Here is a 13,127-nt window from a genome sequence, read left to right as displayed (position 1 = left end):
CGAAGCTTGTTCTTGAGTACAGGAGGCGGGGGTTCCCAGCCCCGCTCACTCCCCAAACGTCTCACGATACCCTTCCCCGCTCCGCCCGCCCCACAGACCGCGGGGCCGGAGCCCCCGCCTCCTTTACTCCGCGGTCACCTGACAAGTCTTGCATCTTCCAGTCTGGAGTCTCCCGCGCAGCGGGTCGGGCCATCGCCGCCGCACACATTGTTTCCCCTACCCGCCCCCTTGCCAACTGTCGCACTCCGCAACACCTGGCACAGCCGGAACAAATCCACCCTTGCCCACCTCTCCTTCACCATCTTCACAATGCGCACATTTTCAACATCTTAACCCAACTCTAATCATGGCACGGGGGCTGCAACTGCGCGGGCCTGCCTGGCGTCGTCATCTCACCCTTGAAGCGACTCCAGTGCCCCTCACTTGCTCACCAGCTCTCCCACCATGAGACGACTCCTGCACCTGCTCCCCATCCGCACCGCTGCTGCCCTCACCCTCCTGGCCACCGCTGGCCCCAGTCTGGCCGAGACCGTCATGGGCTTCATCTATGTTGGCCCCAAGGACGACTACGGCTACAACCAGGCCCATGCTGAAGGCGGCATCGGCGTCGGCAAGGTCCCAGGCGTGAAAGTCGTGGAGGAAGCCAGCGTCCCGGAAACCAACGCTGTTCAGGAGACCATGCTGAACATGGTGAACATCGACGGCGCCTCTGTGTTATTTCCAACGTCCTTCGGCTACTTCGACCCTCACATTCTCAAGGTGGCCAAGGAGGCCCCCGAGGTGCAGTTCCTCCACTGCGGCGGGCTCTATGATGAAAAGAAGCATCCCAAAAATGTCGGCAGCTACTTTGGCTGGATCTATGAAGCTCAGTATGTGAACGGCATCGTCGCGGCTCACGCCTCCAAGTCCGGCAAGCTGGGCTTCATTGCCGCGAAGCCCATCCCCCAGGTGCTCATGAACATCAACGCGTTTGCTCTGGGGGCCCGGAAGGTCAATCCCAAGGCCACGGTCAAAGTCGTCTTTACCGGTGACTGGGCCATGCCGGTCAAGGAGGCAGATGCTGCCAACAGCCTCATTGACCAGGGTATCGATGTCCTCACCTGCCATGTGGACAGCCCGAAGGTCGTCACCCAGACCGCCGAGCGTCGCGGAGCCTACGTCTGCGGCTACCATGCCAACGCTGCCGCCCTCGCTCCCAAGGGCTATCTTACCGGTGCAGAATGGGACTGGAGCAGCGTTTATTCCAAGTACGCCAAGATGATCCAGGAGGGCAAATCCCTCATGAATGGCGGCATCCCCCATCTTATCCGCGGTGGCTTCAAAGAAGGCTTCATCAAGATGTCCCCCTATGGCCCTGCCGTGTCTGATGCCGCCAAGGCCGACGCCGATGCAGCCAGGACCGCGTTCATGGCGGGGACGCTGGAGATCTTCACCGGTGAGCTCAAGGACAATGATGGCAATGTCAAAGTCCCTGCCGGTGGTGCCCTAAAGCGCGACGATCCCGCCATCGAATCCATGAGCTGGCTGGTCGAAGGGGTGCTGGGCAGCACCAAGTAAGCGAGTCCATTGCCTTCCTGATCGATGGCCGAACTCTCTGCCACTCCCTCTGTCCAGCCCGGATCTGCCGGGCTGGCCCCGCTCCCTGCCAGTCCCCGGCTGCGACGCGCCTGGGGACCGGCGTTTGAAGCCATCCTCATCCCACTGGGAGCCATCCTTCTGGCGCTGGTCCTGTTCGGTCTCTTCTGCAAAGCGCAGGGGCAGGATCCCTTCAAGGTGTACGCCAGCATCTACAAGGCCTCCTTTGGCAGTTGGTTCGCCTTTCAGAACACCCTGATGCGGACCGCCCCGCTGATGCTCACTGCCCTCTGCACGGCCCTGCCAGCGCGGCTGGGCATGATCGTCATTGGCAACGAAGGGGCCCTCGTCATGGGCGGCATCGGAGCTGTCATCGCCGGTCTGGCGGTCCCAGCCTGGCCGCACCATCTGGCCCTCGGCTTCATGGCCCTTTCCGGCATTGTCTGGGGCGGTCTCTGGATCTCCCTCTCTGCCGGTCTGCGCCAGTATCGCGGGGTGAACGAGACCATCAGCAGCCTGCTGCTGAACTACATCTCCATCGCCATCCTCAATCATCTGGTGAACGGGCCCATGAAGGACCCCACCAGCCTGAACAAGCCCTCCAGCTTCCCCATCGCAGAAGAGATCATGCTGGGCCGCATCACCTTTGGAGACTTCACCATGCGGGTCCACTGGGGCCTGGCCTTCGGGCTCGTGGCCTGTGTGATCCTGTGGTTTCTCATGCAGCGCACCACCTTCGGTTTCCAGGCCCGGTTTATAGGAGCCAACCCCAAGGCGGCACGCCTTGGAGGGCTCCCCGTCAATCGCACCACGCTCATCACCTGTTTCCTGGCGGGTGGCTGTGCGGGCGTGGCCGGCATGGTGGAGGTCGCCGCCGTTCACGGCCGGGCCAATGAATCCCTGGCCGCAGGTTTCGGCTACGCAGGCATCCTGGTGGCCTTCGTCGCCCGGTTTCACCCCCTGGCCATCGTCCCCGTCTCCCTGTTGCTCGGCGGCATCCTCGCCAGCTCCGGCATCTTGCAGCGCGCCCACAAGCTGCCTGACTCCACCTCGCTCGTTTTCCAGGGGCTCGTGTTCCTGGTCATCCTCTTCAGCGACTCGCTCTACGGCAGGTTCAAGATCTTCAAACCCTGATTTCCTAAAACCCACGTCATGGATTCATTCTGGCTTGTCACAATGGCCATCCTGGCTGGAGCGGTGCGCGGAGGCACGCCCTTCCTCTTTGTCAGCCTGGGAGAATGCCTCACGGAAAAGAGCGGCAAGATCAATCTGGGCCAGGAAGGCTCCCTCCTGGCCGGGGCCATGACGGCCTATGCCGTCTCCTACCACTCCGGCTCCCCCTGGTACGGAGTACTCGCCGCCATGGGAGTGGGCATGCTGCTCGGGCTCCTCTTCGCGTGGCTGTCACAATTACCTCGAACCAATGACATTGCCGTCGGCATCGCCCTCATGCTCTTTGGCAGCGGCATCGCCTTCTTCTTTGGCAAACCCTACATCCAGCCCAGCGCCCCGCTTCTGCCCGGCATCCCCCTCGGGGCCTGGAGCGACTCCACCCAGATCCAGGCCGCGCTCCGCATCTGCCCCCTCTTTTTCCTGGGGCTGCTCACCGCCTACTTCCTGGCGTGGTTCCTTCGCAGCACTCGCTGGGGCTTGCAGATCCGCGCTGCGGGAGACCAGCCTTCCGCCGCCCGGGCTCTCGGCATCTCATTGAAGGCCGTCCGCACCTGGGCAGCCATGGCGGGAAGCGGCCTGGCCGCCGTGGGCGGTTCCTACCTGTCTCTCTACTATCCCGGAGCCTGGACCGAGGCCATCTCCGGTGGCCAGGGGCTCATGGCTGTCGCCCTCGTCATCTTTGCCCGCTGGGATCCCAAGATGTGTCTCGTGGCCTCGCTGCTCTTCGGCGGGGCTCAGTCCGTAGGTCCCGCGCTCCAAGCCGCCGGCATCCAGACAGGTTATTACCTTTGGAATGCCTCCCCCTACGTCCTGACGCTGATCGTCATGGTCATCACCTGCTCGACCAAGAAATCACTCGCTGGCGCCCCGGGGGCCCTCGCCACGGGTGAGTAATTTTTTCCCGTTCCTGTCATGACTCTCATCCCACCGGAAAATCTGGAGAGATTCACCCAGGCCCCAGCCTCACTGGACCTCTACCGCATCACCAAGAAGTTCGGCGACTTCACTGCCGCCGATGAGATCTCCCTTACCGTGCCACCGGGCACCGTGCACGCCCTGCTGGGTGAGAACGGCGCTGGCAAGAGCACCCTGGTGAAGTGTGTCATGGGTTTTCACCCGGCCACCTCTGGTGAGATCATGGTGGGCGGCCATGTCCGCGAGATCCAGCACCCTTCGGATGCGAGGAAATACGGCATCGGCATGGTGTACCAGCATTTTACCTTGGTGCCCAGCATGACCGTCACGGAGAATCTGGTGCTCTCCCGACCAGATGTGCCTGCAGCGGTGAACTGGAAAAGGGAAACCGCCCGCCTGGAGGAATTCATGGCCACGGAGGCCCCGTTCAAGGTGCCCCTTCACAAGCGCGCCTCCGAGCTCGCCGCTGGAGAGAAGCAGAAGACGGAGATCCTCAAGCAGCTCTACCTCAAGAGTCGCATCCTTATTCTGGATGAGCCCACCTCCGTGCTCACCCCCGCCGAGGCCACCGAGGTGCTCGCCCTGCTACGCCAGATGACCGTAGCGGGCAGGCTGAGCATCATCATCATCACGCATAAGTTCCGCGAGGTCTTTTCCTTTGCAGACGACGTCACCGTGCTCCGCCGGGGCAAGCTAGCCGGCCAAGGCAAAGTGAAGGACCTGGACCGCGACTCCCTGGCAGCCATGATGATGGGCGGAACCTCCAGCGCCAAACCTGTTCCGTCTGCACCGCGAGCGACAACTTCCACATCCAGCCGACGCACTGCACTCCGGGTCAAGCAGCTCTCGGTTCTAGGTGACAATGGACTCACCGCCGTGAAGGACGTCTCCTTTGAACTCGCCGAGGGCGAGGTTCTCGGGATTGCCGGAGTCGCAGGAAACGGTCAAAGGGAGCTCATGGAGGTGCTCGGCGGCCAGCGCCCCGCAGCCACAGGCTCTCTGGAGGCCCATGGCCAGCCCTACCACGGCACCCGCCGGGACATCCTCGCCCACCAGTTCCACACCTTGCCGGAGGAGCCGCTCCGCAACGCCTGCGCCCCCATGCTCAGCATGGCGGAAAACATCGCCCTGCGCACCTTTGACCAGCCTCCTCAAGCACGCTGGAAATGGCTTCTCAACTTCCGCGCCATTCGCAAATCCGCCCTGCCACTCATCGAGGCTTATTCCATCAAGACCCGCGGGCCAGACACGCCCATTCGCGATCTCTCCGGCGGCAACGTCCAGCGGGCCATCCTTGCCCGGGAACTCTCCACCCTACCCCTCAAGATCCTCGTCGTCTCCGAGCCCTGCTTCGGGCTCGACTTCGCCGCAACCGACTTCGTGCACCAGAAGATCACCGAAGCCCGCGATCGCGGCGTCGCCGTCCTCGTGGTCAGTTCCGACCTCGACGAACTCCTCAAAATCACCGACCGCCTCCTCGTCATGAGCGGCGGCCAGATCACCTACGAGACCCCCACCGCCACCGCCGACCTGGCCGTGATCGGCACCCACATGGCAGGGCACGGCTGACCAGCATGCCCTCCACTTAAAACTGAAAACTCCCCTACGGCTTCACCGTCCCCGTCTCGGGCTTGGGCACCTCCGGCTCGAACTCCAGCAGTTTCTGATGGGTGGAAAGCGCCTTCCTGGCCTGGGCAAAGAACGTGCTCAAATCTTCGGTCTTCTGCTCCTTCACCGCCGTGTTCAGGTCATGCAGCGCCTTCGTGAAGTTCAGGTCCACCGCGCCCATTTGCTTCTGGGCCGCCTTGTACGCGGAGTTGAACTTCGCGCTTGCCTCCTGAAACCCACGCCGCTCCCCTTCCGTGCGATAGAACTCCCGTTCCTGCTCCCGGAACTCCCGGCTGAACATCCGTTTCCAAAACGCGTTCTTCATGTCCGGCGTCTCCACGCTGGCGCTGGCCCGCTTGGAGAGGTAAGCCTCCAGCTCCGTAAATTCCTGAAACGGCTTCTGATACTGCTTCTGCAGATAGCCCAGCCCCGTCGCAATCACCGCCAGACGCTGATTCTCAGCCTTGGAGATTTCCTGGCCCGCCTTCACCTTCTGTTCTAGCGCATTGATGTAGTCCAGCGTCTTCTTGCTCCCGTCCAGGATATCGCCGAATTGCTCAAAAGCCCCGCTCATTCGCTGGCGCTCTTCCTTCCGCAGATTGTCCAGCCTCCCCTCCCAGTCCGCGTTAATCGCCAGGATGGCCTCGTCGTGCTCCTTGGAACGCGCCGCCAGTTCCACGCGATGCCGGTCCGCCTGGGCTTTCAATTCACTCATCTTGATCGCCTCCGCCTGCTGCAGGGAGTCTTGGGCTAGCCAGAGCTTCTCCTTCGTCTGCCACACCCAGGCGCCCATGCCCGCCACGGCTACCAGCATGACCATAAATAGCGCTCGAAACTGATTCATGTGAAAACCTCAGTCAGCCGCCCTCACACGCAAGACAAATGTTTCAGCATGAGCCGCCTTTGTCGATGCAAGAACGCGCCGGGGCCTCGCGTGATGGCCTTCATGAACACACCGTCCACCACCACCTCACGTCGCCGGTTTCTCCAGTCCGGCGCCGCCGCAGCCGCCACCTTTGGTTTCCCCACGATCGTCCCCTCCAGCGTCTTTGGGCAGAACGCACCGTCCAACCGCATCACCATGGCGGTCATCGGCTGGGGCATGATGGGGCCGAGCAACGCCAAGAGCTTCCTCAACGAAACCGACTGCCAGATCGTGGCCGCGTGTGACCTCGACAAAGGCCGTCTGGATGCAGCGCTGAAAACCATCAACGAAACCTACAAGAACCAGGACTGCAAAACCTACCATGACTACCGGGAAGTGATGGCCCGCAAGGACATCGACACCGTGATGCTGGCCGTCCCCGACCACTGGCACGCCCTCACCGCCATCGAAGCCGCGAAGAACGGCAAGGACATCTACGGTGAAAAGCCCCTCGCCCGGACCATTCACGAGCAGCAGGCCATTGTAAAAGCCGTGCAGGCCAACAACCGCATCTGGCAGACCGGCTCCTGGCAGCGTTCTCGCGACGAATTCCGCATTGCGGCCGAGGTGGTCCGCAACGGCCTGATCGGCAAGATCACGAGCGTGGAGGTGGGATTGCCCTCTGGACACAACGACTTCGCCAAGACTGGGGACAAAACCCAGATCACCCCGCCCCCCGCAGACCTGGACTATGAAATGTGGATCGGTCCCGCCCAGATGGAGCCCTATATCGAGGCCCGGGTTCACAAGAACTGGCGGTGGAACTACAACATCGGCGGCGGCCAGTTGCTGGACTGGATTGGCCACCACTGCGACATCGCCCACTGGGGCATGGATTGCGACAACACCGGCCCAAGCGAGGTGATCCCGCTGGGTGCTGACTTCCCGCCCAGGGATGCCGTCTGGAACACCGCCACCAAGTACCGCGCCGAGGCGAAGTACGCCGACGGCATCACCATGACCATTGCCGGGGGTCATCCAGACATTCGCAGCGGCACCAAATGGATCGGAACAGATGGCTGGGTATGGGTGGACCGGAGCGGGTACGATGCCTCCAAGGACGACCTGCGCCGGAAGATCCAGAAACGCGACAAGGACGGCAAGGTGGTGGACGCCTACGTGGCCCCCAAGCTGGGAGATGACATTATCAAGTCCCCCCTCTACCGCTCCCCCGGCCATCACCGGAACTTCCTGGACTGCGTGAAGTCACGCCAGCCCACCATCACCCCGGTCACCACCGCTCACCACAGCGCGATCCCCGGGCACCTCGCCCTCATCGCCCTGATGGAAAACCGCACCCTGAAGTGGGATTTTGCCGCTGAACAGCTCCTGAATGACCCCGCCGCTGCGAAACTTCTTGGCCGTGAGTATCGCACCCCCTGGAAGCTCCCCGCTTAGATTTCCGCTTTCTTAGGCAACCTCGCAGGGAATCAGCCCGTAGTCATCTCGTTGATGATAGAAACCGAACAATTGAGACACGAATAAGCAAAACTTATACTTGTCAGGCGACGAATAACATTTTAGGCTTATTTTGGCATGACCTCCTCTCCGGTCATCTATCTCTCCGCGCCTACGCGGGATCTGGACAGCACCCGCCGTCAAGTGGCGGAGTTGCTGGCCAAGCGGGGATGTAGGGTGCTGCAGCCTGCGATAGATCCCGATGGCGGAGAGGCGGAAGAGGTGAAGCGACAGATCCAGGCAGCGGACATGGTCATACAGATCATCGGCTATCGGACTACCCCATTTCTCAAGGGGCTCCCCCCTTCGCGGGAGCAGATCTACCTGCACGCCCTGGAGGGAAATCTGGCCGCCAAGTTCAACAAGCCCATCCATCCCATCTTTCTGACAGAGGAATACCCCACCGATGCGATGGAGGGCGACGAGGATGCTGAGCTCAGTGAGCGCCATCGCTACTGGCGCGAGTTCATGCGATCCGACCATCTCCTCTACATCCCGGCCAACGAGTCGGAGCTGAAGAGCCACATGCAGAAGCTCCATCTCGGCCCCTTCCACCCCAGCGCCGTGGCCGCCATGAGCGAAGGCGGCAACCACGCCCCATCACTCACCCTTCACCATTGAAGGGACAGAGTCTTCTTCAAGGTCTGCGCGCTCCTCAAAAGCGATGGATGCGCCGTGCAATGAGGGCCGGGAGGATGAGGGCCTGTTTGAAATGATGTTTCGGGCCCGAAGGGCCCCTGGCTACAACATCTCCACGACCAGCGCCGTGATGTTGTCCTTCCCTGACTCCGCCAGCGCAGTCTCCACCAGGAGTTGCGCCACAGGCAGTTCCTTTTGAGCGGGCGAAGGAGCCATCACGAGGTCTTTGATCGCACGATCCCACAGCCCGTCCATGAGCCCATCTGTGCAGAACAAGAAGCGGTCCCCGGCCTGGCAGCTTACCGCGCCCACGTGAGGATCGAGCAGTTGATGCCCCGCCCCCAGCGCCTGCTGCAGCACATTCCGGCGGGGATGCGTCCGCGCCTCCCGCTCATTGATCTTGCCAGTGCGACGGAGCCACCCCACGTGGGAGTGGTCATGGGTGACCTGCGTCATCTCGCCGTCCTTGGGGAAGTAATAGATCCGGCTGTCCCCCAGATGGCCAAAGTACATCCACCCTGGTGTGAACCAGCCCAGACTCAGGGTGGCCCCCATGCCTGCGCATTCATCGTACACCCGGCCCATGCGAGTGAGTTCCGTGTGGATGTTGTCGAACAGGAGCGAGAGAATATCGGCAAAGCCCGGCACCAACCGCTGCGCAGAAAACTTGAAGCTCCGGGGGAGCAAACGGGTGATCTTCTCCGCCGCAATCCGGCTCGCGAACTCGCCTGACTTGGCGCCCCCCATGCCATCACTCACGGCAAAGATGAAGTCAGACTCCGCCAGCGTGGATTCTCCGATCTTCCCGAGGTAGCGCACCTCGTGGGCATCGAAGGTGAGAGCCAGAAAGGTGTCCTCGTTGTTCACGCGCACCCGGCCACGGTGCGTCATGCCAGACCATCGAAGGCGGAGAGGGGTCGATTCAGAAGCAGGTTCTATCATGAAGACTGAGGAAGCGCAGAAGCAGAGGCTGAGGGTTCCTCATCTAGCAAGGTGGCGAACTCAAAGTCAATCACACAAAAACGTCCATCAGAAGCCCGGTAGGTGATGTTGCGCAGGAAGGCATCTTCATGGCGCACGCCGTACTGCTCCAGCTCCGCGAAGACCTCCTTCATCCGACCTTCCGACATGTGCTCCACACGCGCCCCGCAGTTGGTCGTTACCAGCCTCAGCCCCTCGGCCTCAGCCTCCAGCACACGAGGCACAAAGTCGCACCCGCGCTCTTCGAGATACCTCAGCACCCTCACCTCATTCTCGAACCTCTCTTTCGCAAGGTGCCCGCGAAATACCTTGTGAACCCGCCCGTCATACCCGATGCGAACGCTAGCCCTGGCGGTGTCTTTGACTTCGTGCATTGGCGCTCACCATTCCACTTTGGCATGGCGGTCGCAAGACGCAGTTGTGAAGATGTCTTCATCGGTGACCGAAAAGGTGCCTTTTGCATCTATTTTTGATTGCACATGGCACGGGATATGCTTCATCGAAGGGCGATATCCACGGGAGCCGTCATTGGAATTCCTGCGGGAATTTGCCCTCAAGGCACAACCAACCCTAACACCACAAGTATAAAATCCATGGCCAAGTACAAACTGGAATACATCTGGCTCGACGGTTACACGCCCGTGCCGAATCTCCGCGGCAAGACTCAGATCAAAGAATACGCCAGCTTTCCAAAACTTGAAGAGCTTCCAAACTGGGGTTTCGACGGCAGCTCCACCCAGCAGGCCGAAGGCAAGAGCTCTGACTGCGTGCTCAAGCCCGTCGCCGTGTATCCTGACACGACCCGCAAGAACGGCGTGCTGGTGATGTGCGAAGTCATGCTTCCCGATGGCGTCACTCCCCACCCGACCAACCACCGCGCCACCATTCTCGACGACGCCGGCACCTGGTTCGGCTTTGAGCAGGAATATTTCCTCTATCAGGACGGCCGTCCTCTCGGGTTCCCTGAGGAAGGCTTCCCCGCCCCCCAGGGTCCGTACTACACGGGCGTGGGCTTCAAGAACGTGGGCGATGTGGCCCGCCAGATCGTGGAAGAGCACCTCGACCTCTGCCTTGACGCCGGCATCAACCACGAAGGCATCAATGCCGAAGTGGCCAAGGGCCAGTGGGAGTTCCAGATCTTCGGCAAGGGCTCCAAGAAAGCCGCTGACGACGTTTGGGTGGCCCGCTACATCCTGAACCGCCTCTGTGAGAAGTATTGCGTGGACGTTGAGTATCACTGCAAGCCGATCAAGGGTGACTGGAACGGCTCCGGCATGCACGCCAACTTCTCCACCGAGTACATGCGCTCCGTGGGCGGCAAGGACTACTTTGAAGGCCTCATGGCTGCTTTCCAGAAGCACATGGACGAGCATATCGCCGTGTACGGTCCGGACAACCACCTCCGCCTCACCGGCCTGCATGAAACGCAGTCCATCGACAAGTTCACCTACGGTCTGGCTGACCGCGGCGCGTCCATCCGCATCCCGCACAGCTTCATCAACAGCGGCTACAAGGGCTACCTTGAAGACCGCCGTCCGAACTCCCAGGGCGACCCCTACCAGATTGCTTCCCGCATTCTGAAGACGGTCTCCACGGTGCCGACTCCTTAATCGGATCGCTACCCAGCTCTCCTTCAGCGGCGTCTCCCTTTGCGGGGTGACGCCGCTTTTTTGTGGATGCACGGGAGCCACCACGCGCATACTCCAGAGTTTCGAAAATTCACTTGGCCGCCCCTCCGAATCTTCGCCATCTTCCTCCTACCATGGAATCCCCCGCCCCACCCTCGTCCTGGGCCACTTTCCCCGCACTGAGCGCCTTGCCCCAATTTCGGAACGCCTTCACCCTGCGCCATCCGGAGATCGAAGTGACTGTGGATCGCGAGGAGGCGCTCCGCCGGCTGACCAGTTGGCACCACGAAGTCGTGGCAGAGCTCGGATTCCCTGTGGCCAAGTTTGCCACCGCCAATCAAGTCCATGGCAATCAGGTGGCAGTCGTCTCCGCCGCCAGTCCTGAAGCCGTGCCGAATACAGATGGACTGGTCTGCAACACGCCCGGCATCATTCTGGGCATCTATGTGGCCGACTGCGGAGCGGTCTATTTTGCCGATCCAGTCTCGGGTGCCTTTGGCCTTGTCCATTCCGGGCGCAAAGGCACGGAGCTCAACATCACCGGCGAAGCCATCGCCACCATGCAGCGCGAGTTCGGCACGCGGCCTGAGGACGTCATCGTGCAACTATCGCCCTGCATCCGGCCACCCGTGTATGAGGTGGACTTCGCCGCGGACATTCGCCAACAGGCCATCGCCGCCGGCGTCCGTCCAGAGAACGTGCACGATGATGGCGTCTGCACCTCCTCGGACCCCGCTCTCTATTACAGCTATCGGGTGGAGAAGGGCAAAACGGGCCGGATGCTCGCCTTGCTGGGGCGCACCGCCTAGCGCAGCGGGCTCATTAGCTTCTCTTCTCCCCACTCTATGTCCCGTCGTTGGCTTCTCCGCATCGCCGGGGCCTTCATCTTCGCCTCGCTCGCAGCAGCAGGATTCCTGCTCTGGATCGGCAGAGACTTGGCCGCGCCTGCTCCGGCGAAGATCGGCCCGCCACCTGCCAGCTATCCGGCGAAAAACGTTACGATCCCGGGAGAGGGCAACGCCTCCGTAGCAGGTTGGATGCTTCGCGCCCCAGACACCACTGCGGCACGCGGTTCCGTACTGCTCATGCACGGTATCCGGTCTGACCGGCAGAGCATGGTCGGCAGGGCTCGTTTCCTTTCCAAGTTGGGCTACCACACCCTGTGCATCGACCTCCAGGCGCATGGCGAGAGTGCGGGAGATCACATCACCATGGGGCACCTGGAATCTCGCAATGCCGCTGCCGCAGTCGCCTGGCTGCAGCAGGAGTTCCCCTCCACTCCCGTCGCCGTCATCGGCAGTTCCTTGGGCGGAGTCGCCGCTCTGCTGGCCCGCTATGAGCATCCTCCCCAGGCCATCGTGGTGGAGGCAGTCTTTGCTGATGTCCCCACTGCCGTGGCCAACCGGCTGGAGATGCGCTTCGGCACCTGGGCCCGTCCGTTGCATCCGTTGCTCACCCTCCAGGCAGAGTGGCTGCTGGGCCTGAACTTGGAAGAACTGAACCCCGTGGCCGCCGCCCAGCGGGTCCCCTGCCCGCTGCTGGTCATCCATGGGGCCAGAGACCAGCATGCAAAGATCGGAGAAGGCCGCGCCATCTACGACCGGGCCCCCGGTCCCAAGGAGTTCTGGGAAATTCCCGGAGCTGCGCATGTAAACTTGCACCGCTTCGCCACTTCCGAGTATGAATCGCGGGTGGCAAGCTTCCTATCCGCCAGCCTGCCGCAGTCCACCGCTCCATGAATCCCACCTCCCCGCCCAGCGCCGCGCCGTCCGCATTGATCAGCATTGAGCCCGAACTGGGCTCTGAGGAGGTTCAGGAGCTCTTCAACCAACTGGCGATTTCGGGCGAACGGCACTCCCCGCCGCGGAACTACCGTCCCCTCAATCTGGTGATGCGCGATGGAGCAGGCATCATCCGGGGTGGCCTTCTGGGCTCCATTGCCTGGGACTGGCTGCAGATCGACCTCCTGTGGGTCGAGGAAACCTTCCGCGGGCATGGGTTTGGCCGCGAGCTCCTGGAGCTGGCCGAAGCCTGTGCCCTCAATGAACGTTGCCGTCATGCCCGGCTCGATTCCTTCGACTTTGGCGCCATCCCCCTCTACGAGAAACTTGGCTATGTGATCTACGGCTCGCTGGAGGGATTCCCAGCCGGGCACACGCAGTACTTTTTGCGCAAGACTCTCGGCCCGCCCGTGTCCCCTTCCGATGTGACCAAGGTCGTCTGAG

At 61.7% G+C, this 13,127-nt stretch carries 13 protein-coding genes; 10 read left to right on the top strand and 3 right to left on the bottom strand.

The annotated features are described in order from the left end of the window. The first annotated feature begins 444 nt into the window (after positions 1-444). Genes BV034_RS12420 through BV034_RS12405 form a run of 4 tightly spaced genes read left to right on the top strand, consistent with a single transcriptional unit; the run spans position 445 to position 5,232 of the window. A complete protein-coding gene (locus BV034_RS12420) occupies positions 445-1,557 on the top strand; it encodes a BMP family ABC transporter substrate-binding protein (protein ID WP_081887765.1) in 1,113 nt (370 codons plus the stop codon). A gap of 24 nt (positions 1,558-1,581) precedes the next feature. Further along, complete coding sequence (locus BV034_RS12415; protein ID WP_265592922.1) at positions 1,582-2,709, top strand: ABC transporter permease; 1,128 nt, start codon at positions 1,582-1,584, stop codon at positions 2,707-2,709. Between the two features lie 18 nt (positions 2,710-2,727). Further along, on the top strand, positions 2,728-3,642 hold the full coding sequence (locus tag BV034_RS12410) for an ABC transporter permease (RefSeq protein WP_050027327.1): 915 nt from the start codon (positions 2,728-2,730) through the stop codon (positions 3,640-3,642). A gap of 18 nt (positions 3,643-3,660) precedes the next feature. After that, positions 3,661-5,232 carry an ABC transporter ATP-binding protein gene (locus tag BV034_RS12405; RefSeq protein ID WP_050027326.1) on the top strand — a complete coding sequence of 524 codons (1,572 nt, stop codon included), beginning with the start codon at positions 3,661-3,663 and terminating at the stop codon, positions 5,230-5,232. A gap of 34 nt (positions 5,233-5,266) precedes the next feature. Here the strand turns inward: BV034_RS12405 and BV034_RS12400 are convergent, their stop codons facing one another. Beyond that, positions 5,267-6,115, bottom strand: a complete 849-nt coding sequence (locus BV034_RS12400; RefSeq protein ID WP_265592921.1) for a hypothetical protein — start codon at positions 6,113-6,115, stop codon at positions 5,267-5,269. Positions 6,116-6,217: 102 nt separating this feature from the next. Between BV034_RS12400 and BV034_RS12395 the strand changes: the two genes are divergently transcribed. Both BV034_RS12395 and BV034_RS12390 read left to right on the top strand, forming a co-directional pair. Next, entirely contained in the window at positions 6,218-7,594 is a 1,377-nt protein-coding gene (locus tag BV034_RS12395; protein WP_063768761.1) for a Gfo/Idh/MocA family oxidoreductase, read from the top strand. A 138-nt stretch (positions 7,595-7,732) separates the two neighbouring features. Next, positions 7,733-8,275 (top strand): hypothetical protein, encoded by a 543-nt coding sequence (locus tag BV034_RS12390; protein ID WP_050027323.1) that lies wholly within the window; start codon positions 7,733-7,735, stop codon positions 8,273-8,275. A gap of 120 nt (positions 8,276-8,395) precedes the next feature. On the opposite strand, the gene BV034_RS12385 is transcribed toward BV034_RS12390, so the two are convergent. After that, positions 8,396-9,184: a protein phosphatase 2C domain-containing protein gene (locus BV034_RS12385; protein ID WP_265592920.1), complete on the bottom strand. Its 789-nt coding sequence runs from the start codon at positions 9,182-9,184 to the stop codon at positions 8,396-8,398. A gap of 47 nt (positions 9,185-9,231) precedes the next feature. Further along, complete coding sequence (locus BV034_RS12380) at positions 9,232-9,648, bottom strand: serine/threonine protein phosphatase (protein ID WP_050027321.1); 417 nt, start codon at positions 9,646-9,648, stop codon at positions 9,232-9,234. 219 nt (positions 9,649-9,867) lie between these two features. Between BV034_RS12380 and BV034_RS12375 the strand changes: the two genes are divergently transcribed. The 4 genes from BV034_RS12375 (at position 9,868) to BV034_RS12360 (ending at position 13,126) form a co-directional block, all read left to right on the top strand. Next, positions 9,868-10,884 (top strand): glutamine synthetase beta-grasp domain-containing protein, encoded by a 1,017-nt coding sequence (locus tag BV034_RS12375; RefSeq protein ID WP_050027320.1) that lies wholly within the window; start codon positions 9,868-9,870, stop codon positions 10,882-10,884. A gap of 152 nt (positions 10,885-11,036) precedes the next feature. Then, positions 11,037-11,711, top strand: coding sequence for a polyphenol oxidase family protein (locus BV034_RS12370; protein WP_050027319.1), 675 nt, complete (start codon positions 11,037-11,039; stop codon positions 11,709-11,711). A 36-nt stretch (positions 11,712-11,747) separates the two neighbouring features. Next, positions 11,748-12,641 carry an alpha/beta fold hydrolase gene (locus BV034_RS12365; RefSeq protein WP_050027318.1) on the top strand — a complete coding sequence of 298 codons (894 nt, stop codon included), beginning with the start codon at positions 11,748-11,750 and terminating at the stop codon, positions 12,639-12,641. Then, positions 12,638-13,126 carry a GNAT family N-acetyltransferase gene (locus tag BV034_RS12360; protein WP_050027317.1) on the top strand — a complete coding sequence of 163 codons (489 nt, stop codon included), beginning with the start codon at positions 12,638-12,640 and terminating at the stop codon, positions 13,124-13,126. Before BV034_RS12365 ends, BV034_RS12360 begins: the two co-directional genes overlap by 4 nt. The last annotated feature ends 1 nt before the right edge of the window (position 13,127 follow it).

The organism is Verrucomicrobium sp. BvORR034 (assembly GCF_000739635.1).
Classification (GTDB): domain Bacteria; phylum Verrucomicrobiota; class Verrucomicrobiia; order Verrucomicrobiales; family Verrucomicrobiaceae; genus Verrucomicrobium.
This window is presented reverse-complemented; position numbering and strand designations above follow the sequence as displayed.